Source organism: Pseudomonas koreensis, assembly GCF_024169245.1.
GTDB lineage: Bacteria > Pseudomonadota > Gammaproteobacteria > Pseudomonadales > Pseudomonadaceae > Aquipseudomonas > Aquipseudomonas koreensis_F.
The window spans coordinates 1,661,320-1,687,648 of record NZ_JALJWP010000001.1 but is presented as its reverse complement, the minus strand read 5'-3'; the positions used below and the strand labels follow the sequence as shown (position 1 = coordinate 1,687,648).

Sequence of the window (26,329 nt, the reverse complement as noted above, 5' to 3'; positions counted from 1 at the left end):
GAGAGTTCAGGTGTCGGATTGAGCGTAGTTCGGTTCGGCATGAGCGATTGAGATTTTCAGTGTCTGCCCGGGCGCTTTCGCGAGCAGGCTCGCTCCCACAATGGAATGCATTTCAACTGTGGGAGCGAGCCTGCTCGCGAATGGCGCGCAGCGCCGCCATGCTCAGGTATTGGTCGGGGGCTTGCGCAACAGGCTGAACGCCATCGCTGCGAGAAACACCACACTGAGCAACAACACCGCCCACAAGCCGAGCTTCTTCCAGTTGGTCCCGGCCACCGCCGCCGTCGTCGCCGTCGAGGTTTGCGTGGCCAGCGCCTCGCCCTGCACCGCTGCCTTGCCCAGTGTGGCCAGCATCTGTGGTTTGAAATCCGGAATAAGCGTTGCCAGCGGCAGGTTCGCCGCTTTCACATGCGGATTGCCCAGCGCCAGACTGTACGGCCCTTCGCCCCGGGCGAGGAAAATCACCTGCGTGGCGCGCACCGCATATTTCAGGTCCGGCGCCTGCTCACCCAGACCGCCGCCGCGCTCATCCACGGTCAGCTTGAGATGCTGCACGGTCTGCCCGGACAGCGCGATTTCGTTCTGTACCACGTCCTGATTGTTCTGGGTCAGGCGATACAGCAAGCCACTGCTCATTGCTTGCCAAGGCAGGTTGCTTTCGCGCCGGCCAGCTAGCGCGACCGGCGCCAGGCTGTTCGGCTGTTTCAGCTCCACCTGCACCCGTTCCACATTCAGCCCCATCGGCAGCTGCCAGATGTATTCCCCGGATTTGCTGCTGGTGCCGGCCACGCTCGGCGACCAGACCAAGGGCAGCGGCAAGTTGCGCGGGTCGCTGCTTTTCAGTTGCGCCGAGGTCAGGATCGGCGCCGAACCCGGCGACTCCCACAGCAGGCGCACATAACGCGCGGTTTGCCCCGGCAAGGTCACTTCGTGCTGTTCGATGCGCTCATCGGAAAAGGTCAGCCGTGCCACTTGGCCTTCGCCCCAGGACTGCCAGTGCTGCAGATCGTCGCTGGCTTCGATGGTGAAACGCTGGAAACCGTCGCGCTCGCTGGTCCAGTCGAGGATCAACTGCTGCAGCGGCGCCTTTATCGCGCTGGCATCGAGCAGCCAGCCACGCAGCACTTCCTCGCCCGCCTCCAGTTGCGAGGACGGCTGCACTTCCACCAGCGTGCCATTGGTGGTCGACTGCACGCGCACATTCGGCGCACGCTCGCTGGCGTCGGCGGCGTTGTACAGCGGGAACCACTTGACCTCCTGCAGCTTGCCGTCGTCGCGGGTCTGCGCCGACTCGCGAGCCAAGGCGTAAGCCTGCGCTTCGCCGGCAGCGTTGAATACGCGCAGGTCGCTGAGATCGGTCTGGCGCGCCTGCAATTGCGCGCTCAGCGGCAGGTCGAGGCGATACCACGGACCGTTGCCGCTCACCGACAATGGCACCTGCGTAGCGAAGTCCGCCGGTTTTTCCTGAGCGCCGGCCAGCATCACCACGCCCAGCGCCAACCACCCCAGATTCAGCATGCGACTCAAGATGCAACTCCTTCGGTTTCCGGCGCGGGTTTGTCCGCCGCCGGTTCAGCCTCGACGCGTTTGGGCGGCAGCGGCGCAAAGTAGCCGACCACCAGCAGCAACACGCCAACACCGATAAACGAGACGATCCGGGCGAGGCCGCCACGGTTGCTCAGTTCGACAAAAATCAGTTTGGCCACCACCAGCGCAATCAGGGCCGCGCCGATCAGCCACACTTCGCGGCGATGGCGCAGATGGCCGCCGATCATCAGCCCCAGCGCCATCAACGTCCAGACGATCGACAGGCCGGCCTGCACCAGCATCGACGCGAGCAGTTGATCAAGCTCGAACGGAATGCCGGCCCAGTGATGCGCAGCGCGAGTGACCAGCGCGGTACAGAAAGCGAACAGCGAGACCCCGGCGATCAGTTGCGTGGCGTGGTCCGCGTAATCCTGGCGGACCGACAACCGCGTAACGGCGCTGCGCGACCAGACATAAACCCCGAACAACGCAAACAGCAGACCCAGCTCCAATGGGTTGAGCAACGGCACATAGGGCAACGGTTCGGCATTGCCATCGCTGACGCCATTGGCCAGCCAGAACCACGCCAGCATCAGCACGGCCAGCGGTGCCGCCGCATACAAGCGGTACTCGCGGGTGAACGCGGCGACCGGCCACGGCCAGTCGCGCGGTGCCGCCATCAGCAACAGGTAAACGCTCGGCAGAATCGCCCAGCCCAGCCAGCGCCACGCGTTGTATTGCTCGGACATCAGCAGCAGGCCGTAACGCAACTCCAGCGCCAGCACGCCGATCAGCAGCCAGCAACCGAGAACATGGGCCGCGCTCAACGCGCGCGCCGGCAGCATCGACGCCAAGCGGCGCAGACTGAAGAAATGCACCGCGAACAGCGCTGGCCAGGCCAGCCAGCCGAAGTCGGCGGCCGGGTGATAACGTCCATGCCACGCGCCGAGCAGAATCAGCGCCGCCGCCGGAATCAGCAAGGTGCAAAGCAAACCCAGCGCCGGCCATTTGAGGCGCAATGCCAACAACGTCAACAGCGCCACACTGATCGCAGCGACTAGCAGCAACAATGTGCCTTGCAAGTCTGGCGAGGCGAAACGCAGGATTTCGCTGACCCACGCCAGCGTCCACCAGCCGGCGCCCCAGACCAGCAGCACTTGCGACAAGCGCTGCAAACTCAAGGCATCAAACGCCGAGGCATGGTTGCCCAGTTGCAAGCGCCACGCGCCGACCATTGCCGCCAGCCCCAGTACCAACGGCGTCCAGAATCCGCCATGGGCCAACGGTTTCAGCCCTTCGCTGGACAGCGGCCCGAGCAACTCGGGGCCGGCGAGCAAAAACGCGGGGCCGCCGATCACCTGCAACAGCAACCCGAAGACGAAACTCAGACGCTGTTGCAGGTACAGGCTCAGCCAGATGATCAGCAAGCCGCTGGCCGCCCACACTGCACTCGCGGTTTGCCACGGCAGCACGAACAGCACCGCCAGATTGATCAGCACCAAGCCGGCCAGCAGCACCACCGACAAGCCGCGCAGCAGGCGCACATCGCCGCGCACCATCTCGTCCCGCGCCGCGAGCAGCATGCCGCCGATCAAGGCCAGCCCGATCAAGGACGCACTGAGCAAACCGCTCCATCCAGCGCTGAACACCGCCGCCGAATCTTCGCCGGCCGTTTGCAGGCGCAACAGGAACAACGCGCCGCCCAGCAACTGCACGGCGAACGCGGTAAACAGGAATGTGCGCGATTGAATTCGCAAGCCAACAAACAAGGTCGCCAACCCGGCCAAGGCCCAACTGATCGCTGTGCCCTGGATGAACAGGAACAACGGCGCCAGCAGATACAGGAACGTCAGACCCAGACACGCCAGCACTGGCAGGCCTTGCCTTTCCCACGGCAATGTTTGCTCGGGCGTAGCCTTGCGCAGTTGGAAGAAACTGAACAGCAGCGCGGCGCCAAGCATCAGCGCGCCCAGCGGTGCGCCGTCGAGCAGGCTGCTCTCGCCGGGCTGCAACTGGCTGAGAAACGCCAGTGCCGAACCCAGTTGCAGCAGTAAGGCAAAGGCCCGGGCAAACGGCCGATGCTGACGCAACCCGAGCCAGAAAATTCCCGCGCCTTCCACGGCCCACGCCGCAGAAGTCCAGCGCGCATCGAGCCCCAGCGGAATCGCCAGGCTGGCGAAAATCACTCCCAGCGCCAGGCAGGTTTCGCCCAGCAGCATCGCGCGCCCGCCCATCAAAACTTTGGCCAGCGCCATATAGATCATGCCCAGCGCCAACGCACTGAACGCCGCCGCAAATTCGAGGTGCTGGACCAAGGCGAACTGCAAACCGAAGCCAATGATCGGCGGGCCGAACAGCATGGTGCCGTCGACGTAATCACCCTTGCGTGCCGACCATTGCAGCAGCGCCTCGCGATCAGCCTCCGTCGGAGCGTTCGGCAAGTCGCGCAATTTGCGCCGGGCGAAGAGCAGGCCGATGGCGAGGTACATGAGGAAAAACACAATCAGGAACGGCTCGGTGCTCCACAGCAGTTCCGGCGTGTAGGAACGCAGGCCCCAGGCGAAACCGATGCCGAAGGTGCCGACAAAGCCGATCAGGTTGAGCAGGCGCCAGGCCTTGAACCAGGCGATGGCGAGAATCCCGGCGTTGAGCAAGGCGAAATAGCTGAACAGGGCGACGTGGTTGCCTTCGCCGGTAGAAGTCAGGATTGGCGCGGCGAAACCACCAAGTGCCGCCGCTGCGGCCAATCCGAGCGCATCCTGAGTGATCGCCAGAATCGCCGAGAACACCGTCACCGCGACCAGCAGGCCGAGTGCAGCAGACGGATCGAGCAACGGATGCAGACGCATCGCCGCAAACACCGTCAGGTACAACACCGCGATCCCGGTGCCTTGCAGCATCAACGCATAGTGGCTGTTGCGCCGGCGCAGCCACCAGCCCAGCGCCAGCAGGGCCAATGCCGCTGCCGCGACACCGGCGTAACGCAACTCGATCGGCACGACCATGCCTTCGGTGGCGTAACGCAGCAAAAACGCCAGACCGAAAAACAGCAGCACCACACCGACGCGCAACACGGTGTTGCCGCCGAACAGCCAGTTGCGCGCAGCGCTGATGCCGCGTTCGACCAGGTTAGGGCCACGGGGTTCGGCTGGTTGTTGTGGAGAGGCAGCAGGCGCCGGCTCGGCGCGCCAGACATCAGCCGGTAGCGGCTGACTGGTTTCGCGGGCGGCGGCTGAGATCGGTTCGAGTTCGGGAGGCAGCTCCCAGATCAGCTCAGGGGTCGGGGCGGCCTGCTCAGCCACGTCGAAGGGTTCGGCGACAGGCTCGACTTCAGGTGGCGGTGTTGGCGCATTCGAGGGCGAGCCCTCCAGCACAAACAGCCGCTGAGCCACGCCCTGCAAGGCTTCCCGCACCTGTTCGAGTTGGCGCTGCTGCTCCGCCGCCTGCGCGCCAAGGCGTGCAATGCGTAGCGTCTGGCCGATGACCAGCCCCAGCAGCGCCCCCAACAGCGCGCCACTGAATGACTCGTCAAACAGTCCACCGAGCACCAGCCCGATCAACATGAACATCCATTGCATGGTCGATATCCCTAAGCAGCCCCGAGGCGAGGCGAGTCCGGCGATGGCTTCAGTCTAGGCACAAACCGTGTGGGAGCGATCCTGCTCGCGAAGGCGGATTGTCAGCCAACATTTCTGTTTAAGTCGACGATCGCTTCGCGAGCAGGCTCGCTCCCACAGGGTACGGCGGTGATTGATGCCTTGTAACCGGCGCTCAGTATATCGATCCGGCCCAACAAACGTCGGGCCTTGCGCAGATTTGTCGGGGAAAGTTACTCCAAAGCTTTCCAGATATCCGTGGCGTATTCGCGAATCGTCCGGTCCGAGGAGAACCAGCCCATCCGCGAGGTGTTGAGCACCGCCGAGCGCCACCAGTTCTGCGAGTCATGCCAGTGCGCATCGACGCGCTTCTGCGCTTCCCAGTAGGAGTCGAAGTCGGCGCAGACCAGGAAGCGGTCATAGTCGATCAACGAGTCGATCAGGCCGGTGTAGCGCGAGGTGTCGTCCGGCGAGAACACACCGCTGCGAATCGCTTGCAGCACATCATTCAACCGATGGGACGCGGCGATGTCGGGCACGGCGCTGAACTCGTGGTTCTGCTTGCGCGCTTCAACCTGTTGCGCACTGAGGCCGAAGATGAACATGTGCTCGGCACCGATGCGCTCACACATTTCCACGTTGGCACCGTCGAGGGTGCCGATGGTCAGCGCGCCGTTGAGGCCGAACTTCATGTTACTGGTGCCCGAGGCCTCGAAACCGGCGGTGGAAATCTGCTCGGACAAGTCCGCCGCCGGGATGATGCTCTCGGCCAGGCTGACGTTGTAGTTGGGCAGGAACACCACTTTCAGCAGGCCGCGCACAGTCGGGTCGTTATTCACCACCCGGGCGATGTCGTTGGTCAGTTTGATGATCAATTTGGCCTGGTGATAACTCGCCGCCGCTTTACCGGCGAAAATCTTCACCCGTGGCACCCAGTCGACTTCCGGCTCGGCACGAATCGCCTGGTACAACGCCACGGTGTGCAGCAGGTTGAGCAACTGGCGTTTGTATTCGTGGATCCGTTTGACCTGCACATCGAACATGGCCGCCGGATTGACTGCAATCCCCAGGCGTTCGTGAATCAGATAGGCCAGCGCCTTCTTGCTGTGCAAACGCTGCTCGGCGAACGCTTTGCGGAACGCGGTTTTCTCGGCGAACGGTTCAAGTTCGAGCAGGCGCTCTTCGGGATGGTCGAGCACATCCGGGCCGAGAGCGTCGATCAGCATCGAGGTCAGTTCCGGGTTGGCCTGATACAGCCAGCGGCGGAAGGTGATGCCGTTGGTTTTGTTGTTGATCCGCTCCGGATAGAGCTTGTGCAGTTCGGCGAATACGGTTTTGCGCATCAGCTGCGTATGCAGACCGGACACGCCGTTGACGCTGTGCGAACCGAGGAACGCGAGGTTGCCCATGCGCACCCGGCGGCCGTTGTCTTCTTCGATCAGCGACACCGCGCGCAATACGTCGAAGTCGTGAATGCCCTTGGCCCGCAGCGAGTCGATGTGCTGGGCGTTGATCAGATAGATGATCTGCATGTGCCGAGGCAGCATGCGCTCCATCAGCCCGACCGGCCAGGTTTCCAGTGCTTCCGGCAGCAGCGTGTGGTTGGTGTACGACAACGTGTCGACGGTGACTTGCCACGCCGCGTCCCACGCCACGTCGTAAACGTCGACCAGTTGGCGCATCAGTTCGGCCACCGCGATCGACGGGTGAGTGTCGTTGAGCTGGATCGCCGCGTGGTCACCAAGGGTCAGCACCGAGGTGTGCATGTTGCGGTGACGGCGCAGCAGATCCTGCAGCGAGGCGGCGACGAAGAAATATTCCTGACGCAGACGCAGCTCTTGCCCGGCTTCGGTGCTGTCTGCCGGGTAGAGGACGCGAGAGATACTCTCGGCGCGGGCCACTTCCGCCACGGCGCCCAAGTGGTCACCGGCGTTGAAGCGCTCCAGGTGCAGATCTTCCATGGCGCGGGCACGCCACAGGCGCAGGGTGTTGACGCTCGCCCCGCGCCAGCCGACCACCGGCGTGTCGTAGGCAATCGCGCGCACGGTTTCCGCCGGCGACCAGACCTGACGGGTTTTGCCATTGGCATCGGTGACGGTTTCGACGCTGCCGCCGAAGCCGATCGGGTACACCACTTCCGGCCGTTCGAATTCCCAAGGGTTGCCGAAATCCAGCCAGTGCTCGGTCTGCTCCTGTTGCCAGCCATCGACAATCGCCTGACGGAACAAGCCGTGTTCATAACGAATGCCATAGCCATGGCCGGCGATGCCGAGGGTCGACATGCTTTCCATGAAGCACGCCGCGAGACGACCGAGGCCGCCATTGCCGAGCGCCGCGTCGGGCTCCAGCAGGCGGATGCGCTCCAGATCGACGCCCAGTTCGGTCAACGCCTCACGGGCGACGTCGAGCAGGCCGAGGTTGCTCAGGCTGTCGTAGAGCAGCCTGCCGATGAGAAACTCCAGCGAGAGGTAATAAACCCGCTTCTGGCCTTTGCGGTAGATCTGCCGGGTGTGGTCCATCCAGTGTTCGACCATGTGATCACGCGCGGCCAGGGCAATGGCTTCGAACCAGTCATGGTCGAAGGCGTGATCAGGGTCTTTGCCCACGGCATAGGTGAGTTTGGTCAGGACGGCGTCGCGGAATGCGGCCACCTCTGCTTCGCGAACTAGTGGTTCTTGAGTCATCAACAGGACCTCGAGCGAGCGGGAATTTTCTGAGCCTAGACGGTCTGACCGGCGGTAACGGCTCTGGTTCGGCGGTATTTGCCCGGACTGTGCACCAGTCCGACATAACCTTGGCGGATGAACCAATGAATGCAGGGGCCGTGCCGTCCTCTCGGGCAAATTGCAGTCGTTGCAAAAATATCCGGCGAAAGGTTGTTCAAAATTCCACCACTCCCGGTATGATCGCGCGCCCTGATGCACACACGCCTGGTAACTCCCGATGATGAAGCCCAACCTGATTGCCGCCGCCGAGATTGATCGTCTCGATACGTGGGCCAAATACTCGGCGCCGATGTGCGGCTCGTGCATGTCCAGCTGCTGCACGCTGCCGGTCGAAGTGAAAATCAAGGATCTGGTGCGCATCGGTGTGGTCGACGAATTCGAACTGGGCGATCCGCCGAAGAACATCGCCAAGCGTCTGCAAAAGGAAGGTCTGGTCGAACGCTTCAATCAGAAGTCGGGGATCTTCACCCTCCAGCGCATGAGCAACAACGACTGCTATTACCTCGATCGTAAAAGCCGCCTGTGCACCATTTATGACAAGCGCCCGGACACCTGCCGCAACCACCCGAAAATCGGCCCGCGGCCGGGGTATTGCGCTTACAAGCCGAAGGAAGTCGAGCGCGTGCAGAATTCCCGAGCGATCGAGAAGTTTTAACAGCAAACCCTCACCCCAGCCCTCTCCCAGAGGGAGAGGGAGCCGACCGAGGTGTCTGGCGCCATACACCGACCTGAAAAAACCAGTCGATTATGGATTCGGTGAAGCCCGCCAAATCGACTCTGGATTCGGCAGAATTCGCTCAGGTCGATGCATCTCCTGAGCATCCCCAATCAGTCGCCTCTCCCTCTGGGAGAGGGTTAGGGTGAGGGGCTTTTGATCCCGGACAAACAAAAACGCCCCCGGTCTCGCGACCGGGGGCGTTTTCTATTCCAGGGCTGAATTACGCCTTGGCTTTCTTGGCAGCGCGGGTACGCTCGCTTTCGTCGAGGATCTTCTTGCGAAGACGGATCGACTTAGGCGTGACTTCGCACAGCTCGTCTTCCTGGATGTATTCCAGAGCCTGTTCCAGAGTGAAGCGAACAGGTGGGACCAGAGCGATGGTTTCGTCTTTACCCGAAGCACGCATGTTGTCGAGCTTCTTGCCTTTGGTTGGGTTGACACCCAGGTCGTTGTCGCGGCTGTTCTGACCAACGATCTGACCGTTGTAGATCTCCTGGCCGTGTTCTACGAACAGCTTGCCACGAGCCTGCAGGGTTTCCAGCGAGTAGGTCAGAGCCTTGCCGGTTTCAACCGAAACCAGAACGCCGTTCTGACGGCCGGACATGTGGCCCGACTTCACTGGAGCGTAACGGTCGAAGATCGAGGTCAGGATGCCAGCACCGTTGGTCAGGGTCAGGAACTGGTTACGGAAACCGATCAGACCGCGAGCAGGGATGTTGTATTCCAGACGAACACGGCCCTTGCCATCCGGCACCATGTTGCTCAGGTCGCCCTTACGCAGCCCCATCTCTTCCATGACCTTGCCCTGGGATTCTTCAGGGATGTCGATGGTGACGTTTTCGAACGGTTCCTGCTTCACGCCGTCAACTTCACGGATGATCACTTCAGGGCGGCCCAGGGCCAGCTCGAAGCCTTCGCGACGCATGGTTTCGATCAGTACCGAGAGGTGCAGCTCACCACGGCCGGAAACCTTGAACTTGTCAGCCGAGTCGCCTTCTTCAACGCGCAGTGCAACGTTGTACAGCAGCTCTTTGTCCAGACGATCCTTGATGTTACGGGAGGTCACGAACTTGCCTTCTTTACCGCAGAATGGCGAGTCGTTTACCTGGAAGGTCATGGAAACGGTTGGCTCGTCAACGGTCAGCGGCTTCATCGCCTCGACGGTGTTGATATCGCACAGCGTGTCGGAGATGAACAGCTCGTCGAAGCCGCTGATGCAAACGATGTCGCCGGCTGCTGCTTCGTCAACGTCAATGCGGTGCAGACCGTGGTGACCCATCAGCTTCAGGATACGACCGTTGCGGCGCTTGCCGTCGGCGCTGATAGCGACAACCGGGGTGTTCGGCTTGACGCGACCGCGAGCGATACGGCCAACACCGATAACACCCAGGAAGCTGTTGTAGTCCAGTGCCGAGATCTGCATCTGGAACGGACCGTCACGGTCAACGGCCGGAGGCGGAACGTGGTCGACTACTGCCTGGTACAGCGGAGTCATGTCTTCCGCCATGGCGGTGTGGTCCAGACCGGCAATGCCGTTCAGGGCCGAAGCGTAAACAACCTGGAAGTCCAGTTGTTCTTCGGTCGCACCGAGGTTGTCGAACAGGTCGAAGATCTGGTCCAGAACCCAGTCCGGACGCGCGCCTGGACGGTCAACCTTGTTGATCACCACGATTGGACGCAGGCCGGCTTCGAAAGCCTTCTTGGTCACGAAACGGGTTTGCGGCATAGGGCCGTCTTGAGCGTCAACCAGCAGCAGAACGGAGTCGACCATCGACATTACGCGTTCAACTTCGCCGCCGAAGTCGGCGTGGCCCGGGGTGTCCACGATGTTGATGTGGTAGCCGTTCCAGTTGATGGCGGTGTTCTTCGCCAGAATGGTAATACCGCGCTCTTTTTCCTGGTCGTTGGAGTCCATCACGCGCTCGTCGTTGAGCTCGTTGCGCTCCAGGGTGCCGGATTGACGCAGGAGTTTGTCTACCAGGGTGGTTTTACCGTGGTCAACGTGGGCAATGATGGCGATGTTGCGTAGATTTTCGATCACTTGTGTATCTCGATCAGAGGATTCGGTTTGCTGACAAGTCATGGCAGCGATTAGCAGTAGTGTCCGGCATGGCCGTTACAGCTTGACGGCGGTGTCGGGGGGCCGGTGACGCAGGCCACAGGCAAACAGCCCCGGGCACTTAGCTCGGTCGATAAACGCGCACATTGGCATGCCCCTCACTGAGCAAATGGTGGGCATGCAGGCGACTCATCACGCCTTTGTCGCAATACAGCAGGTACTGGCGCGTAGGGTCCAGTTCCTTGAAACGTGCGTTCACTGCATAGAACGGCATCGTCTGTACCTCTATGCCGGCGATTTCCAGCGGGTCATCCTCGGCGGCATCCGGGTGGCGGATGTCGATCACGATCTGACCGGCCAGCGCTTCGCTGACTTCTTCAATCTGCAAATCCTGGCCCAATTCGTCGATCACCCGATCGATCGGCACCAGTTTGGCGTTGGCGAGCGCACGCTCGAGTACCGCCATGTCGAATTCTTTCTCTTCGTGCTCAACCCGGCCACGCTTGGCGGCGGTCTTCGGGTTGACCGAAATCACGCCGCAATATTCCGGCATGTGCCGGGCGAAATCGGCGGTGCCAATCTCGTTGGCGGTGTCGATGATGTCCTGCTTGTGCGCGACGATCAGCGGCCGCAGCACCAGCTTGTCGGTCACGCAATCGATCACCGACAGGTTCGGCAACGTCTGGCTCGACACTTGGGAGATCGCTTCACCGGTGACCAGCGCATCGATATGCAGGCGTTCGGCGATTTCGGACGAGGCGCGCAACATCATACGCTTCAAAACCACGCCCATATGACTGTTATCGACTTTGCCGAGAATTTCGCCCAGCACTTCCTCGAACGGCACACTGACAAATAGCACGCGTTGCGAGCTGCCGTACTTCTTCCAGATGAAATGCGCGACTTCCATCACGCCCAATTCGTGGGCACGCCCGCCGAGATTGAAGAAGCAGAAATGCGCCATCAGGCCGCGGCGCATGATCTGGTAAGCCGCCACGGTCGAGTCGAAGCCGCCGGACATCAATACCAGCGTCTGCTCCAGCGCACCCAGCGGGTAGCCGCCGATGCCGTTGTGCTGGCTGTGAATCACGAATAACCGTTTGTCGCGAACTTCGATACGAACTTCGATTTCCGGCGCTTTCAGGTCGATTCCGGCTGCACCGCACTCGCGACGCAGCTTGCTGCCGACGTATTTTTCGACGTCCATGGAGCTGAACGCATGCTTGCCCGCACGCTTGCAGCGTACCGAGAAAATCTTCCCGGCCAGCGCATCGCCGTAGTGCTGTTTGCACTTTTCGGTGATGTCGTCGAAGTCGCCCAGCGGGTACTCGTCGATCTGCAGAAAGTGCGCGATGCCCGGCATGCAGGTCAGGCGCTCGCCCATCTCTTTCAAGGCTTTGGCGTCGGTGACGCGGGTTTCCAGCTCGAGGTTGTCCCACACGCCGTTCACCACCACGGCCGGGTCCAGGTCACGGAGCACGGTGCGGATGTTCTTGGCCAACTGGCGGATGAATTTCGTCCGGACAGGTCGGCTTTTGATGGTGATCTCGGGGAAGACTTTTACGATAAGTTTCATGAAAACAGCGCGCGAACGGCCAGCCGAAAAAGGGGGGCGCGGATTATAGCGGAAATTGCTCAAGGTTTAACCAGTTAATGTGCAGAAGGTTTTACACGCACCAAAACAGGTCATTTCTGAATTCAAACGCAACATTACGGGGCGAGATTTGTCGATTCACTACCTCGCGCACCTTAATAAGCGTGAATTTGGGGCAAAAAACCCATGCTGGGGCACTGGCATGCAATTTGCTCCCTTGTGAGGCAGGTTGCCTTGGCAGAGTATTCGCGCCGGCATCACCATTATTAAGGGCATCCACTACCCGCCCTAATTCACCCGGAGGACACTATGTCGAAGTCGGTTCAACTCATCAAAGATCATGACGTCAAGTGGATTGATCTGCGCTTCACGGACACCAAAGGCACTCAGCACCACGTGACCATGCCGGCTCGCGATGCGCTGGATGACGACTTCTTCGAAGTCGGCAAGATGTTCGACGGTTCCTCCATCTCCGGCTGGAAAGGCATCGAAGCCTCCGACATGATCCTGATGCCAGTCGACGAAACGGCCGTTCTCGATCCGTTCACCGAAGACCCAACCCTGATTCTGGTGTGCGACATCATCGAGCCTTCGAGCATGCAAGGCTACGACCGCGACCCACGTGCGATCGCCAAGCGTGCCGAAGAGCACCTGAAAGCCACCGGTATCGGTGACACCGTATTCGCCGGTCCAGAGCCAGAATTCTTCATCTTCGACTCGGTTAAATTCAAGTCGGACATCTCCGGCTCGATGTTCAAGATCTACTCCGAGCAAGGTTCGTGGATGTCCGACCAGGACATCGAAGGCGGCAACAAGGGTCACCGTCCAGGCGTGAAAGGCGGCTACTTCCCGGTTCCACCGTTCGACCACGACCACGAGATCCGTACCGCCATGTGCAACGCACTGGAAGAAATGGGTCAGTCGGTTGAAGTTCACCACCACGAAGTGGCAACTGCCGGCCAGAACGAAATTGGCGTCAAGTTCAACACCCTGGTGAAGAAAGCTGACGAAGTTCAGACCCTGAAATACGTTGTGCACAACGTTGCCGACGCTTACGGCCGCACCGCGACCTTCATGCCGAAGCCACTGTACGGCGACAACGGTTCGGGCATGCACGTACACATGTCGATCTGGAAAGACGGCAAGAACACCTTCGCTGGCGAAGGCTATGCCGGCCTGTCCGACACCGCTCTGTACTTCATCGGCGGGATCATCAAGCACGGTAAGGCCCTGAACGGCTTCACCAACCCGGCGACCAACTCCTACAAGCGTCTGGTACCAGGCTTCGAAGCTCCAGTGATGCTGGCCTACTCGGCGCGCAACCGTTCCGCTTCGATCCGTATTCCTTACGTGTCGAGCCCGAAAGCCCGCCGTATCGAAGCGCGCTTCCCGGATCCGGCTGCCAACCCGTACCTGGCTTTCGCAGCTCTGCTGATGGCCGGTCTGGACGGTATCCAGAACAAGATCCACCCAGGCGATGCCGCCGACAAGAACCTGTACGACCTGCCGCCTGAAGAGGCGAAAGAGATTCCACAGGTTTGCGGCAGCCTGAAAGAAGCCCTGGAAGAGCTGGACAAGGGCCGCGCGTTCCTGACCAAGGGCGGCGTGTTCTCCGACGACTTCATCGACGCTTACATCGCGCTGAAATCGGAAGAAGAAATCAAGGTTCGCACCTTCGTACACCCACTGGAATATGAGCTGTACTACAGCTGCTGATCCGGTAGCGCTGCGTAAAGTGGCGTGACAAAAGAGGCCTCCTTCGGGAGGCCTTTTTTATTGCCTGGATTTTTAGCCCGACGATGAACCCTGTAGGAGTGAGCCTGCTCGCGATCTGGTGGGTCGTTGAAAAAATTGGCGACTGACACGACGCCATCGCGAGCAGGCTCACTCCTACAGGGGATTTGTGGTGTCTGAACGATCTCTGGATGTGTGCCGAGGCTGGGCCAACCGCCGCACCTGTCCTATGCTGCTACCCACAGTTTCCAACCCCGGTCGATTTCATGGGTCGCACGTTTCTCTACATTCTGCTGCTGATCGCTCTGCCCGCCGTGGCGCAGATCTACAAGTACACCGATGCGAACGGCAACACCGCGTACAGCAATCAACCGCCGGACGGCGTGCAAGCGCAACCGGTCGAGTTGCCGCCACTCAATCGAGTCGAACCGCAACCACCGAGCGCGCCGCAATCATCCAGCGCCGAAGCACCGCAATCGCCGCGCGACGCCTATGAAATCCTCGAACTCTCCGGTCTGCCCACTGACGAGGCCCTGCGCGCCAACAACGGCACCTTCACGGTCAATGTCCTGATCAAGCCGCGCCTGCAACCGCCCCATCAACTGAGACTGGTGCTGGACGACGAGCCCTATGGCCAGCCGAGCAACGTGCCGGTTCTGCAACTGGTCAACGTCGATCGCGGCGAGCATCGCCTGGCCGTGCAGGTGATCGACGGTCAGACCGTCATCCAGCAGAGCCCGCCCGCCGCGCTCAACGTGCAACGGGTGCACAAACCATGATCCGCCGCGGGCTGCTGCTGATCCTGGCGCTGATGGCGCTGCCCGCCACGGCTGAGGTCTTCACCTATATCGACGCACAGGGCAACCGCGTCTACACCGACCAGCCGCGCGCCAACGCCAAGCGAGTGCCGATCGCGACGAGCAATCGCATGGCTGTCCCTGCCAACACCGCAGCGCCGATCACCACAGCGAAAAAATCCGCCGAACCACCGCCCTTTCACTACGACATGCTGCGCATCCTGATCCCGGAGCCCGACGCGACCCTGCGCAGCAGCGCCGGCGAGCTGATCGTCAGCGTCACCAGCGAGCCTGGCCTGCAAAGCGGCCACCGTTATCGCCTGTTGCTCGATGGCCAGGCCACTGGCGAGCCCGGCGTCAGTCCGGTATTTGCGCTGAACAATATCGATCGCGGCAGCCACAGCCTTTCCATCGAGATACTCGACGCCGCCGGGCGTACCGTGGAGCGCACCGCCAATCAGCCGTTCCACATGCTGCGCATTTCCCTGGCGCAGAAACGTCAGGTCAAACCCTGTGTCGCCGACGACTATGGCGTACGTCCGGAATGCCCGCTCAAGGACAAACCTGAAGAACCGAAAAATCCGTTTCTGCGCTTCTTCTAGCCCGCGCAAGTCATGCGCACCCTATTGGTGCACTAAACTGCATCTCGCCCACAGCCCAACCCATTTTGGTTCGAAACTTCCCGTTTGAGCTGGCGTCGTGCCATACAAACGCGCGTCAAACGCCTGTTTCAGGGCTTGAACGCTTCTTTTCGGAGCCTTGGTTTGGTTTTTGCATTTTCCCGATATCAGCGCTTTGTTCTTGCGCACGCCTTGCTCCAAAAGGGGTCCAGATGACCATAAGCGACGCTATCCACCGTTTGCTGCTCGACAACCTGACCACGGCGACCATCCTGCTCGACGCCGAACTGCGCCTCGAGTACATGAACCCGGCGGCGGAAATGCTGCTGGCCGTCAGCGGGCAGCGCAGCCATGGCCAGTTCATCAGCGAGCTGTTCACCGAATCCCCCGAGGCGCTCAATTCCCTGCGCCAGGCGGTGGAGCAGGCGCATCCCTTCACCAAACGCGAAGCAATGCTCACCGCCCTCACCGGCCAGACCCTGACCGTGGATTACGCGGTCACACCGATCCTCAGCAACGGCGCGACCCTGCTACTGCTTGAAGTCCACCCGCGCGATCGCCTGCTGCGGATTACCAAGGAAGAGGCGCAGCTGTCCAAACAGGAAACCAGCAAGATGCTGGTGCGCGGCCTCGCCCACGAGATCAAGAATCCCCTCGGTGGCATCCGCGGTGCGGCACAGTTGCTGGCACGCGAGCTGCCGGAAGAAAGCCTGCGTGACTACACCAATGTGATCATCGAAGAGGCCGATCGCCTGCGTAATCTGGTCGACCGCATGCTCGGCTCGAACAAATTGCCGTCGCTGGCGATGTGCAACGTTCACGAAGTCCTCGAACGCGTTTGCCAATTGGTCGAAGCCGAAAGCCAGGGCTGCATCACTCTGGTGCGTGATTACGATCCGAGCATTCCGGATGTCTTGATCGACCGCGAACAAATGATCCAGGCGGTGTTGAACATCGTGCGCAACGCGATGCAGGCGATCAGTAGCCAGAACGAGCTGCGCCTGGGCCGCATCAGCCTGCGCACCCGCGCCATGCGCCAGTTCACCATCGGCCACATCCGCCATCGCCTGGTGACCAAGATCGAGATCATCGACAACGGTCCGGGCATCCCGGCGGAACTGCAGGAAACCATTTTCTTTCCGATGGTCAGCGGCCGCCCGGACGGTACCGGGCTGGGCCTGGCCATTACCCAGAACATCATCAGTCAGCACCAGGGCCTGATCGAGTGTGAGAGCCATCCAGGCCACACCACCTTCTCGATCTTCCTGCCACTGGAACAAGGAGCCACATCGACATGAGCCGTAGTGAAACCGTGTGGATCGTCGATGACGACCGTTCTATCCGTTGGGTTCTGGAAAAGGCCTTGCAGCAGGAAGGCATGACCACCCAGAGCTTCGACAGCGCCGATGGCGTGATGAGTCGTCTGGCCCGGCAGCAGCCGGACGTGATCATTTCCGACATCCGCATGCCCGGTGCCAGTGGCCTGGATCTGCTGGCGCGGATCCGCGAACAGCACCCACGGCTGCCGGTCATCATCATGACCGCTCACTCCGATCTGGACAGCGCTGTCGCCTCGTATCAGGGCGGCGCTTTCGAGTATCTGCCCAAGCCGTTCGACGTCGATGAAGCGGTGTCGCTGGTCAAACGCGCCAATCAACATGCGCAGGAACAGCAAGGCCTGGAAGTGGTGCCAGCGCTGACCCGTACTCCGGAAATCATCGGCGAAGCTCCGGCGATGCAGGAAGTGTTTCGCGCCATCGGCCGCCTGAGCCACTCCAACATCACCGTGCTGATCAACGGCGAATCCGGTACCGGTAAGGAACTGGTTGCCCACGCTCTGCACCGCCATAGCCCGCGGGCGGCCTCGCCGTTCATCGCGCTGAACATGGCGGCGATTCCCAAGGATCTGATGGAATCGGAGCTGTTCGGCCACGAGAAAGGCGCGTTCACCGGCGCGGCAAATTTGCGTCGCGGTCGCTTTGAACAGGCCGACGGCGGCACGCTGTTCCTCGATGAGATCGGCGACATGCCGGCGGACACCCAGACCCGTCTGTTGCGGGTGCTGGCCGATGGCGAGTTCTATCGCGTTGGCGGGCATGTGCCGGTCAAGGTCGATGTACGCATCATCGCCGCCACCCACCAGAATCTGGAAACGCTGGTCCACGCCGGTAAATTCCGTGAGGACTTGTTCCACCGCCTCAACGTCATTCGCATCCACATACCGCGCCTGTCGGATCGTCGCGAAGACATTCCGACGCTGGCCCGGCACTTCCTCAGCCGCGCCGCGCAGGAACTGGCGGTCGAGCCGAAGCTGCTGAAAAGCGAGACCGAGGAATACCTGAAAAACCTGCCGTGGCCGGGCAACGTCCGCCAGCTGGAGAACACTTGCCGCTGGATCACCGTCATGGCCTCCGGCCGCGAGGTGCACATCAGCGACCTGCCGCCTGAGCTGCTCAACTTACCGCAAGACTCGGCGCCAGTGACTAACTGGGAACAGGCCCTGCGCCAGTGGGCCGATCAGGCTTTGGCTCGAGGCCAGTCGAGCCTGCTCGACAGCGCGGTGCCTGCGTTCGAGCGAATCATGATCGAGACGGCGTTGAAGCACACCGCCGGGCGCCGTCGTGATGCTGCCGTTTTGTTGGGTTGGGGGCGTAATACCCTGACGCGCAAGATCAAGGAATTGGGGATGAAGGTTGATGGTGGCGATGATGATGAGGGGGAAGAGGGTTAATGCTTAAGGATTGTCGTGTACTCAGGATCGATCCCCCTCACCCCAGCCCTCTCCCCCAAGGGGGAGAGGGGGCGGATCTCGGGTGGTTTCGATGCCTGAGTTCGGCTCGGTATCTCAAGTCGGCGTAATTTGACCGGGCAACTCGGTCAGTCCCCTCTCCCTCTGGGAGAGGGTTAGGGTGAGGGGCCCCCGTGCACCGCATCAATGCACGATGACCTGCGATCGCGCACAGCCGTATCGCCACAATCACTCCTGAAAACACTGAAGAACCCTTTATTCAAAAACGCGAAAGCCCGAAGTACCGGGGCTTTAGCGCCTCTCAGGCGCTTTTTTGTTTCAGCAGATTAAAACCTGGCACGGCGCCTGCAATACCTTCTACAGGTGATTCGATTCACCACCCGTTTCGGGGACCTTGGTACAGGCAGGCCGGGGATTCCCCTCTTTACACCGGGCTCATACCGCAACGCGACGAGCCCACCCTTTTGGGATCCTTGGTACAGGCAGGCCGGGGGTTCCCTCTTTACACCGGATCGCCGCTCAAGCGAGGTCCACCCCGTTTTGGGAACCCTGATACAGGCAGGTCAGGGATTCCCGCTTTTATTGCTTTGGCCATGCGTTCATTCAAGCTTCGGCCGCTTGGGCAAATGGTGCAGAGGGTCGTTTTGACGGCCCGGATCACTGGCCCGCAATTCCTCCTCCAGCCTTTCCAGCATTCTTCCGGGACTGGTCTCGTTAATCGCAATTGCGTCCAACCGAGCCCGTTCGCTGAGAGCTGCCTTATCGTAACTTTCCAGAAACGCCCAGACTCGACGCTGCAACAGCTGACGCTCGACTTGAAACTCGGGCGTGCGACTCAGCATACGAATCGGCCGATTCAAAGGCCTGTCCAAAGCTGCGACTTGCCTATCCCAAAGCGCCAGTTTTCCAGGGATCTGCTCTTGCGGCACATTGCGCAACCATAGATAGGCCCGAGGATCGATACTCGCCTCACCCAGCCAGAGATCGCTCCCTGTTTTGCGCCGAGCACGAATCAAGCGCCGCAAGGAGGCGGGATCGGTGATGGGATTATCGCCAAGATTGAATCCGGCCCTGAGTTCCAGGAACTCGGGGATCGACTCGATACGATTGCCAGCGACATTCAGAACTTCGCCGGGAACAGTCGAAGAGATGCCGTCGGGGAAGCGACTGATGCCTGTGCCGGACAAATCAAGTTGCTGCAACGCGCTCATCCCTTCAAGCGAGGGCACATCCGACAATGGATTAGCGCCAAGTCTCAAAACTTGCAGTTGTGGTGTTCCATTGTCAGAACCAAGCCCGACGGGCAGTCGCCTTATGCCGGTATCAGTCAGATCCAGTATCCGCAGTTGCGGCATTCCGCTAATGCGAGGGGCAGCTCTCATAAGAGGGTTCTGATGCAGATCGAGCACTTGCAAGCGTGACAGTCCGGAAACTTCATTTACCAGGGCATTAAAATCTACCGTTCCCTGAACGTTATTGATTTTCAAAACCTGCAACCCTGGCATGCCGAGCAATGAGAAACCAGGCTCGATAATGCAGTCTTGCAGATTCATCTCTCGTAAACGGGGCCGCTTCGCCAGATGCTCAATGATGCCCGGCTCAAGCCTGAATCTTGAATAATGAATGGTCCTGAACAAACCAGAACCGCGACCCAACCGCATCAAGCTGGCCGTTTTGAAAGTCTCGATTTCGGGAAATTGCGAAAGGAATATTTCCGGGTTCATTTGCGCATCGCCTCTCAGGGTTAGAGAGGCAACTGAACTGAATTGCGCGGAAAGAGTTGGGTTGCTCGGCCAAAGTGACAGATCGACATCCAAATTGAAGCCACGGAATCGGCCATCATGATAAACCCGCTCATCAGCTGTACCCTGCCATTTATACAATCGGCGCAGCTCAGCCGCCATTGCTCCTCGTCCAGATATTGTTTCGACATCGGAACCTTTCGAAGCATCTGCCCAGGCAAGGAGTTCGCGCTCCAGTTGCGGGTATCCAAGCTCTATCCGCTTGAGCTCCGCCTCGGCTGCTTCGCTGTCAGCGAAGCGGAAGATAAAGTCATCTGCGTGTTGATCAGTCGCATCGGGCAGGTATTTTCTGACCTGCTCTCGACTGGTTGAGACTGAAACCTCGCGCAGGCGCCACAGACCGCTGCCTGTATCGCGCAGCAGCACCGGGCCAGATGGTGACAACTCACTGGGCAATCTGGCACGGAAGAGTCCCGTTTCCGAATCGATTGCCACAAGCACGATGCGACCATCGGACACCTCGGCATAGGTGCGTTGCCTGAATACGCGCAGACCTTCGCTGTTGGCTTGTGGAAGTGACGCCACTGCACTGACGTAATGGTCCAACGACGGTAGAGACTTCGGCAAACGAGCATCTACCTGAGCCGCATGCACCACGACGGCTGGCGAGGGGTGCGGAGCGCCCACCACGGCGGCACGCAACGGAGGATTACCCGGAGCGCTGCTTGAATCGAAGCCTGTTTGTCGCAATGGGCCGGGAAGCGAAGTATCCACATCTGTCGAGCGAGTCGGGCTGATCGGTAAATCCACGTGGGTACCGCCACGGCGCGGTGGTTTTACTGGCATGGTTTTTCATCCTTGAAGAATTCGCCCCCGCATGTGTGCAAAGGAGCTTGTGTACGGCATCCTGCCGTTTGAGCGTAGCGCAGACGATAGCGCAGGATTGCAGTGGACTGGATCGGAAAGGTCGATGGCAGCAGTGGGAAATGCGACAAAGGAACGTGGGAGGGAACGAGACATTGAGGTCACGGCTCTTGTAACCGAACCTCCAACCGCCAGCGGTCATCGACTTCGCTGCCGGCCCAATCGCCCTGCAACGGCCGCGCAGCCAGCACGGTCAGCAACAACCCGCCGTCACTCTTGCGCGTGCGCCAGTTCACGTCCCTGCCGTTGAGCTTGAGCTGACCTTTCTGCGGCCGACCTTCGGCCTGAAACAGCAGCGCGAGAGTGCCGTCGATGATCTCGCCGTGCAGCTTCGGCTCGTTGTTGAACCACACCACCAGGCCACCATCAGTGACCTCGACCCGCTCCAGCACGCTCGGGTCCGGCGTGGTCAGACGGCCGATCATCAAGCCGATCATCAGGCCGACAATCGCCAGCGAGCCGATGACTCGCGGCAATAGTTTCGAACGGTTGTCCACAGGCGGCGTAGAATGCCGCTCATCTTTACCTTCGGAGCCGTGCATGTTTCACGTCATCCTTTTTCAACCAGAAATTCCGCCGAATACCGGCAACGTTATCAGGCTGTGCGCCAACAGTGGCTGCCACCTGCATTTGATCGAACCACTGGGTTTCGAGATGGACGACAAGCGTCTGCGCCGCGCCGGTCTCGACTACCACGAATATGCCACGTTGCAGCGTCACGCTGACCTGGCCAGCTGTCTGGAAAGCCTGGGCAACCCGCGCGTGTTCGCCTTCACCACCAAGGGCTCACGGCCGTTCCATGATGCCGCGTTCGTGCCCGGCGATGCGTTTCTGTTCGGCCCGGAAAGCCGTGGTCTGCCGGCGGACGTGCTCGACGCCCTGCCCGCCGAACAGCGCCTGCGCCTGCCGATGCGTGAAGGCTGTCGCAGCCTGAACCTGTCCAACACCGTGGCGGTCGCCGTGTACGAAGCGTGGCGCCAGAACGACTTCAAGTAACGCAACAAAACAAATGTGGGAGCGAGCCTGCTCGCGATTACGGAGTGTCAGTCAACATTGAAGTGTCTGACAGACTGCTTTCGCGAGCAGGCTCGCTCCCACATGGGGTGTTGCTGAACCGTCTTACTGAACGGTCGGCGTCTCGCCACTTTCCTGCATGCGCTGTAGCTCTTGGGCGTACAGGGCGTCGAAGTTCACCGGGGCCAGCATCAGCGCCGGGAACGAGCCACGGGTGACCAGGCTGTCCAGGGTTTCGCGGGCATACGGGAACAGGATGTTCGGGCAGAACGCACCGAGGGTGTGACTCATCGAAGCCGCATCGAGGTTCTTGATCAGGAAGATACCGGCCTGTTGCACTTCAGCAATGAAGGCCACTTCTTCACCGTTTTTCACGGTAACGGAAAGGGTCAGCACCACTTCGTAGAAATCGCCTTCCAGCGCTTTCTGGCGGGTGTTCAGATCCAGACCGACCGCCGGATCCCACTGCTGGCGGAAGATCGCCGGGCTTTTCGGGGCTTCGAAGGACAGGTCGCGTACGTAGATGCGCTGCAAGGAGAATTGCGGTGCGGTTTCTTCTTCGCTGGCTGCAGTGTTCTGTTGGTCAGTCATCTCAGATCCTTATCGATCTTGGGTCTTTTAGGGAGTGCTGTACGTGGGTGCAGCCGTTCAACCCTTGAGCAGCGCGTCGAGTTTGCCGGCGCGCTCCAGGGCATATAAATCATCGCAACCGCCGATGTGTTTGCTGCCGATCCAGATCTGCGGCACGGAGGTACGTCCGGCTTTCTGGGTCATCTCGGCACGCAGCTGCGGCTTGCCATCGACCTTGATCTCTTCGAAGGCCACGCCTTTGCTGGCGAGCAGATGCTTGGCGCGCGAGCAGTAGGGGCAGTAATCGCTGGAGTAGACGACGACGTGGCTCATATCACTTCACCAACGGCAGGTTGTCGCCTTTCCAGCTGGAAATCCCGCCGGACAGCTTGGCGGCGGTGAAGCCGGATTTCATCAGTTCGCGGGCGTGGGTGCCGGCGGTCTGGCCGAGGGCATCGACCAGAATGATGGTCTTGGCCTTGTGTTTTTCCAGCTCGCCGACGCGGGCCGCCAGCTTGTCTTGAGGGATGTTCACCGCGCCAACGATATGGCCAGCGGCGTAATCCTTGGCCGGACGGATGTCCACCACCACGCCTGCATCTTTATTGACCAGCGCGGTCAGCTCGCCGGTGCTCAGGCTTTTACCGCCGCCCTGCATCGTGTGCGCCAGCAACAGAGCCAGCAGTACGACGAAGATACCGACAAGAATGTAGTGGTTAGTGGCAAATTCAATCAGGTGAGCAACCATCGAAGGAGGTTCCAGGGCGTTAAAATGTCGGCCAGTATACACAGCCACTATGGTCGGCCAAACCCCGTCCGGCGGTGACGCGGTCGGAACTTCGCTTTAAACTCCAACTCCGTTTTCCATCGCCCTCTTCTTTATCAGCCACGAGTGGATTCCATGACGACTACGCCCAAACCTTTGGTCCTGATGATTCTCGACGGCTTCGGTCACAGCGACAGCCCCGAATCCAATGCCGTGTTCGCGGCGAAGAAACCTGTGCTGGATCGTCTGTGGGCCACCGTGCCGAACGGCTTGATTTCGGGCAGTGGTATGGACGTCGGCCTGCCGGACGGGCAGATGGGCAACTCCGAAGTCGGCCACATGAACCTCGGCGCCGGGCGCGTGGTGTATCAGGACTTCACCCGCGTGACCAAAGCGATCCGCGACGGCGAGTTCTTCGAGAACCCGACTATCTGCGCCGCTGTGGATAAAGCCGTGGCCGCCGGCAAAGCCGTGCATTTCATGGGCCTGCTGTCCGATGGCGGCGTGCACAGTCATCAGGATCACCTGATCGCCATGGCCGAACTGGCCTTCAAGCGCGGCGCGGAAAAAATCTACCTGCACGCCTTCCTCGACGGCCGCGACACCCCGCCGAAAAGCGCTGCTTCGTCGATCGAACTGCTCGACGCGACTTTCCAGGCACTCGGCAAGGGCCGTATCGCCAGCATTATCGGCCGTTACTTCGCCATGGACCGTGACAACCGCTGGGACCGTGTCGCTCAGGCCTACAACCTGATCGTCGACGGCAACGGCGAATTCAACGCCGCCACCGCTCAGGAAGGCCTCGAAGCCGCCTATGCCCGTGGCGAAAGCGACGAGTTCGTCAAAGCTACTTCCATCGGCGAGCCGGTGAAAGTCGAAGACGGCGATGCCGTGGTGTTCATGAACTTCCGTGCCGACCGCGCCCGTGAGCTGACCCGGGTGTTCGTCGAAGACGATTTCAAGGAATTCGAGCGCGCCCGTCAGCCGAAGCTGGCCGGTTTCGTCATGCTCACCCAGTACGCCGCGAGCATTCCGGCACCGTCGGCTTTCGCCGCTGGCAGCCTGGAAAACGTTCTCGGCGATTACCTGGCGAAAAACGGCAAGACCCAACTGCGCATCGCTGAGACCGAGAAGTACGCGCACGTGACCTTCTTCTTCTCCGGCGGTCGTGAAGAACCGTTCCCGGGCGAAGAGCGCATCCTGATTCCGTCGCCGAAAGTCGCTACCTACGATTTGCAGCCGGAAATGAGCGCGCCGGAAGTCACCGACCGCATCGTCGACGCTATCGAAAACCAGCGTTACGACGTGATTATCGTCAACTACGCCAACGGCGACATGGTCGGCCACAGCGGTGTGTTCGACGCCGCGGTGAAAGCGGTCGAGTGCCTGGACACCTGCGTCGGTCGCATCGTTGAAGCGCTGGAAAAAGTCGGCGGCGAAGCCTTGATCACTGCCGACCACGGCAACGTCGAAAAAATGGCCGATGAAGAAACCCACCAAGCGCACACCGCGCATACCACCGAGCCGGTGCCGTTCATTTATGTCGGCAAACGCAACCTGAAGGTGCGCGAAGGCGGCGTGCTGGCGGACGTGGCACCGACCATGCTGATGCTGCTGGGTCTGGAAAAACCGGCGGAGATGACCGGGACTTCGATCCTGGTCTGAGCCGAATCCAGAAAACACCGCAAAACCCTTGTAGGAGTGAGCCTGCTCGCGATAGCCATCTGACAGTCAACTAACTGTTGAATGTGAGAAAGCCATCGCGAGCAGGCTCACTCCTACATTGGTATGTAGTGTTTTTCTGTCCAGTTATCACACAGCCCCAATTGGGCGTTTTTTTTGCAGCCTCGGGCGGGCATACTAGGCCGTCCCTTACCCTGGTGCCGCCCGCCCCTATGCTTCGCGTCCTGATCGCCCTTGCTCTGACCTGTCTGCTCCAGCCGGCCTTCGCCGACGAGCGCGCGCAAACCCAACAGCAGTTGGACGCCACGCGTCAGGATATTGCCGAGCTGAAGAAGCTCCTGGGCAAGCTGCAGGAAGAAAAGTCCGGCGTGCAGAAAGAGCTCAAGGGGACCGAAACCGAGATGGGCAAGCTGCAGAAGCAGGTCGACGCGCTGCAGAAAGAACTGCAGAAAAGCGAATCCGAGCTGCAGCGGCTCGATGCAGAGAAAAAAAAACTCCAGAGCGCGCGTACTGAACAGCAGCGATTGATCGCCATTCAGGCCCGTGCGGCCTATCAGAACGGTCGCCAGGAATACCTCAAGCTGCTGCTCAACCAGCAGAATCCCGAGAAGTTCGCCCGCACCCTCACCTATTACGACTACCTGAGCCAGGCACGCCTGGAGCAGTTGAAGAACTTCAACGAAACCCTGCGCCAACTGGCCAATGTCGAAAAAGACATCGGCCTGCAGCAAGCGCAGTTGCTGGTGCAGAAAAGCGACCTCGACACTCAGCGCGAAGCACTCGAGAAAGTCCGCAAGGAACGCCAGCAGGTTCTCGCCAGACTCAATGACGACGTGAAAGCCCGCGACCAGAAACTGGCCGCCCGCGAGCAGGATCAGGCAGACCTGTCTAAAGTCCTTAAAACCATTGAAGAAACCCTGGCCCGTCAGGCTCGTGAGGCAGAAGAAGCGCGGCAGAAAGCGCTGATCGCCCAGCAGGAAGCGGAAAAAAAGCGTTTGCGTGAGGCGCAGGCTGATAGCAGCGACGCCCCACGAAAACCCGTCAGATCAAGCCCCGGCGCGCTGGTATCGAGCAGCGGCGAAACGTTTGGCGGGCCTTTTGCTGCAACCCGGGGAAAACTTCCGTGGCCGGTTGATGGTCGATTACTCGCACGCTTCGGTGAAAGCCGCGGCGACGATGCCCGCACCAAGTGGGATGGCGTGATGATCAGCGCCTCCGCCGGCAGTCAGGTGCACGCCGTACACGGCGGGCGCGTGGTGTTTGCCGACTGGCTGCGCGGTGCCGGGTTGCTGGTGATCCTCGATCACGGCAACGGTTTTCTGAGTCTTTACGGTCACAACCAGACGCTGCTCAAGTCGGCGGGTGATGTGGTCAAGGCGGGCGAGTCGATTTCCACTGTCGGTAACAGTGGCGGTCAGGACACGCCCGCGCTGTATTTCGCAATTCGTCAGCAGGGTCACCCGAGTGATCCGGCGCAATGGTGTCGTGCGCAAGGATAAGCACGTTGCCT

General features: G+C 60.4%; 19 protein-coding genes. 9 read left to right on the top strand and 10 right to left on the bottom strand.

The genetic code is table 11. The annotated features are described in order from the left end of the window. Window positions 1–162: 162 nt before the first annotated feature. The 3 genes from J2Y90_RS07745 to J2Y90_RS07735 form a co-directional block, all read right to left on the bottom strand. Window positions 163–1,527 carry a DUF3999 domain-containing protein gene (locus J2Y90_RS07745; RefSeq protein ID WP_253498120.1) on the bottom strand — a complete coding sequence of 455 codons (1,365 nt, stop codon included), beginning with the start codon at window positions 1,525–1,527 and terminating at the stop codon, window positions 163–165. After that, the gene (locus tag J2Y90_RS07740; RefSeq protein WP_253498117.1) at window positions 1,524–5,105 is read right to left on the bottom strand and encodes a DUF2339 domain-containing protein; all 3,582 of its coding nucleotides are present in this window, start codon (window positions 5,103–5,105) and stop codon (window positions 1,524–1,526) included. The genes J2Y90_RS07745 and J2Y90_RS07740 overlap by 4 nt, the downstream gene beginning before the upstream one ends. 251 nt (window positions 5,106–5,356) lie before the next feature. Then, entirely contained in the window at window positions 5,357–7,807 is a 2,451-nt protein-coding gene (locus J2Y90_RS07735) for a glycogen/starch/alpha-glucan phosphorylase (protein ID WP_253498114.1), read from the bottom strand. A gap of 259 nt (window positions 7,808–8,066) precedes the next feature. Here J2Y90_RS07735 and J2Y90_RS07730 point away from each other — a divergent pair, with 259 nt between their 5' ends. Next, window positions 8,067–8,504 (top strand): YkgJ family cysteine cluster protein, encoded by a 438-nt coding sequence (locus J2Y90_RS07730; RefSeq protein WP_042608652.1) that lies wholly within the window; start codon window positions 8,067–8,069, stop codon window positions 8,502–8,504. A 283-nt stretch (window positions 8,505–8,787) separates the two neighbouring features. Here the strand turns inward: J2Y90_RS07730 and typA are convergent, their stop codons facing one another. Further along, on the bottom strand, window positions 8,788–10,608 hold the full coding sequence (gene typA / locus J2Y90_RS07725) for a translational GTPase TypA (protein WP_016772102.1): 1,821 nt from the start codon (window positions 10,606–10,608) through the stop codon (window positions 8,788–8,790). Window positions 10,609–10,747: 139 nt separating this feature from the next. Then, entirely contained in the window at window positions 10,748–12,202 is a 1,455-nt protein-coding gene (thiI, locus tag J2Y90_RS07720; RefSeq protein ID WP_253498110.1) for a tRNA uracil 4-sulfurtransferase ThiI, read from the bottom strand. A gap of 327 nt (window positions 12,203–12,529) precedes the next feature. On the opposite strand from thiI, the gene glnA reads away from it, so the two are divergent. The 5 genes from glnA to ntrC all read left to right on the top strand — a co-directional run bounded on the left by glnA (window position 12,530) and on the right by ntrC (window position 18,102). Next, window positions 12,530–13,936 (top strand): type I glutamate--ammonia ligase, encoded by a 1,407-nt coding sequence (glnA, locus tag J2Y90_RS07715; RefSeq protein WP_016772104.1) that lies wholly within the window; start codon window positions 12,530–12,532, stop codon window positions 13,934–13,936. Window positions 13,937–14,220: 284 nt separating this feature from the next. Then, window positions 14,221–14,733 (top strand): DUF4124 domain-containing protein, encoded by a 513-nt coding sequence (locus J2Y90_RS07710; RefSeq protein ID WP_253498107.1) that lies wholly within the window; start codon window positions 14,221–14,223, stop codon window positions 14,731–14,733. Beyond that, a complete protein-coding gene (locus J2Y90_RS07705) occupies window positions 14,730–15,353 on the top strand; it encodes a DUF4124 domain-containing protein (RefSeq protein WP_253498104.1) in 624 nt (207 codons plus the stop codon). Before J2Y90_RS07710 ends, J2Y90_RS07705 begins: the two co-directional genes overlap by 4 nt. Window positions 15,354–15,583: 230 nt before the next feature. Beyond that, window positions 15,584–16,669 (top strand): nitrogen regulation protein NR(II), encoded by a 1,086-nt coding sequence (glnL, locus tag J2Y90_RS07700; RefSeq protein ID WP_039756599.1) that lies wholly within the window; start codon window positions 15,584–15,586, stop codon window positions 16,667–16,669. Continuing rightward, complete coding sequence (ntrC, locus tag J2Y90_RS07695; protein WP_016772108.1) at window positions 16,666–18,102, top strand: nitrogen regulation protein NR(I); 1,437 nt, start codon at window positions 16,666–16,668, stop codon at window positions 18,100–18,102. Before glnL ends, ntrC begins: the two co-directional genes overlap by 4 nt. A gap of 617 nt (window positions 18,103–18,719) precedes the next feature. Here ntrC and J2Y90_RS07690 read toward each other — a convergent pair. Together J2Y90_RS07690 and J2Y90_RS07685 are read right to left on the bottom strand one after the other, a co-directional pair. Continuing rightward, window positions 18,720–20,708 carry a leucine-rich repeat domain-containing protein gene (locus J2Y90_RS07690; RefSeq protein WP_253498101.1) on the bottom strand — a complete coding sequence of 663 codons (1,989 nt, stop codon included), beginning with the start codon at window positions 20,706–20,708 and terminating at the stop codon, window positions 18,720–18,722. Between the two features lie 179 nt (window positions 20,709–20,887). Continuing rightward, on the bottom strand, window positions 20,888–21,328 hold the full coding sequence (locus J2Y90_RS07685) for a hypothetical protein (protein WP_253498098.1): 441 nt from the start codon (window positions 21,326–21,328) through the stop codon (window positions 20,888–20,890). Between J2Y90_RS07685 and J2Y90_RS07680 the strand changes: the two genes are divergently transcribed. After that, window positions 21,327–21,782: a tRNA (cytidine(34)-2'-O)-methyltransferase gene (locus J2Y90_RS07680; RefSeq protein WP_016772113.1), complete on the top strand. Its 456-nt coding sequence runs from the start codon at window positions 21,327–21,329 to the stop codon at window positions 21,780–21,782. The genes J2Y90_RS07685 and J2Y90_RS07680 overlap by 2 nt on opposite strands. 123 nt (window positions 21,783–21,905) lie before the next feature. Here J2Y90_RS07680 and secB read toward each other — a convergent pair whose 3' ends face one another. Genes secB through J2Y90_RS07665 form a run of 3 tightly spaced genes read right to left on the bottom strand, consistent with a single transcriptional unit; the run spans window position 21,906 to window position 23,118 of the window. Beyond that, a complete protein-coding gene (secB, locus tag J2Y90_RS07675) occupies window positions 21,906–22,391 on the bottom strand; it encodes a protein-export chaperone SecB (protein WP_016772114.1) in 486 nt (161 codons plus the stop codon). Window positions 22,392–22,448: 57 nt separating this feature from the next. Then, window positions 22,449–22,703 (bottom strand): glutaredoxin 3, encoded by a 255-nt coding sequence (gene grxC / locus J2Y90_RS07670; RefSeq protein WP_253498095.1) that lies wholly within the window; start codon window positions 22,701–22,703, stop codon window positions 22,449–22,451. 1 nt (window position 22,704) lies between these two features. Continuing rightward, window positions 22,705–23,118: a rhodanese-like domain-containing protein gene (locus tag J2Y90_RS07665; RefSeq protein WP_016772116.1), complete on the bottom strand. Its 414-nt coding sequence runs from the start codon at window positions 23,116–23,118 to the stop codon at window positions 22,705–22,707. A 153-nt stretch (window positions 23,119–23,271) separates the two neighbouring features. Between J2Y90_RS07665 and gpmI the strand changes: the two genes are divergently transcribed. Then, a complete protein-coding gene (gene gpmI, locus J2Y90_RS07660; protein WP_083354002.1) occupies window positions 23,272–24,801 on the top strand; it encodes a 2,3-bisphosphoglycerate-independent phosphoglycerate mutase in 1,530 nt (509 codons plus the stop codon). Between the two features lie 230 nt (window positions 24,802–25,031). After that, window positions 25,032–26,318 (top strand): murein hydrolase activator EnvC family protein, encoded by a 1,287-nt coding sequence (locus J2Y90_RS07655; protein ID WP_253498092.1) that lies wholly within the window; start codon window positions 25,032–25,034, stop codon window positions 26,316–26,318. The last annotated feature ends 11 nt before the right edge of the window (window positions 26,319–26,329 follow it).

Bases quoted from the DNA above. Each gene is read 5' to 3' on its own strand.
- J2Y90_RS07680 (WP_016772113.1), top strand. From the start codon at position 21,327: ATGTTTCACGTCATCCTTTTTCAACCAGAAATTCCGCCGAATACCGGC.
- J2Y90_RS07740 (WP_253498117.1), bottom strand. From the start codon at position 5,105: ATGCAATGGATGTTCATGTTGATCGGGCTGGTGCTCGGTGGACTGTTT.
- grxC (WP_253498095.1), bottom strand. From the start codon at position 22,703: ATGAGCCACGTCGTCGTCTACTCCAGCGATTACTGCCCCTACTGCTCG.
- J2Y90_RS07665 (WP_016772116.1), bottom strand. From the start codon at position 23,118: ATGGTTGCTCACCTGATTGAATTTGCCACTAACCACTACATTCTTGTC.
- J2Y90_RS07730 (WP_042608652.1), top strand. From the start codon at position 8,067: ATGATGAAGCCCAACCTGATTGCCGCCGCCGAGATTGATCGTCTCGAT.
- J2Y90_RS07690 (WP_253498101.1), bottom strand. From the start codon at position 20,708: ATGCCAGTAAAACCACCGCGCCGTGGCGGTACCCACGTGGATTTACCG.
- J2Y90_RS07655 (WP_253498092.1), top strand. From the start codon at position 25,032: ATGCTTCGCGTCCTGATCGCCCTTGCTCTGACCTGTCTGCTCCAGCCG.
- J2Y90_RS07705 (WP_253498104.1), top strand. From the start codon at position 14,730: ATGATCCGCCGCGGGCTGCTGCTGATCCTGGCGCTGATGGCGCTGCCC.
- glnL (WP_039756599.1), top strand. From the start codon at position 15,584: ATGACCATAAGCGACGCTATCCACCGTTTGCTGCTCGACAACCTGACC.
- J2Y90_RS07710 (WP_253498107.1), top strand. From the start codon at position 14,221: ATGGGTCGCACGTTTCTCTACATTCTGCTGCTGATCGCTCTGCCCGCC.
- J2Y90_RS07735 (WP_253498114.1), bottom strand. From the start codon at position 7,807: ATGACTCAAGAACCACTAGTTCGCGAAGCAGAGGTGGCCGCATTCCGC.
- gpmI (WP_083354002.1), top strand. From the start codon at position 23,272: ATGACGACTACGCCCAAACCTTTGGTCCTGATGATTCTCGACGGCTTC.
- thiI (WP_253498110.1), bottom strand. From the start codon at position 12,202: ATGAAACTTATCGTAAAAGTCTTCCCCGAGATCACCATCAAAAGCCGA.
- J2Y90_RS07685 (WP_253498098.1), bottom strand. From the start codon at position 21,328: ATGCACGGCTCCGAAGGTAAAGATGAGCGGCATTCTACGCCGCCTGTG.
- glnA (WP_016772104.1), top strand. From the start codon at position 12,530: ATGTCGAAGTCGGTTCAACTCATCAAAGATCATGACGTCAAGTGGATT.
- ntrC (WP_016772108.1), top strand. From the start codon at position 16,666: ATGAGCCGTAGTGAAACCGTGTGGATCGTCGATGACGACCGTTCTATC.
- secB (WP_016772114.1), bottom strand. From the start codon at position 22,391: ATGACTGACCAACAGAACACTGCAGCCAGCGAAGAAGAAACCGCACCG.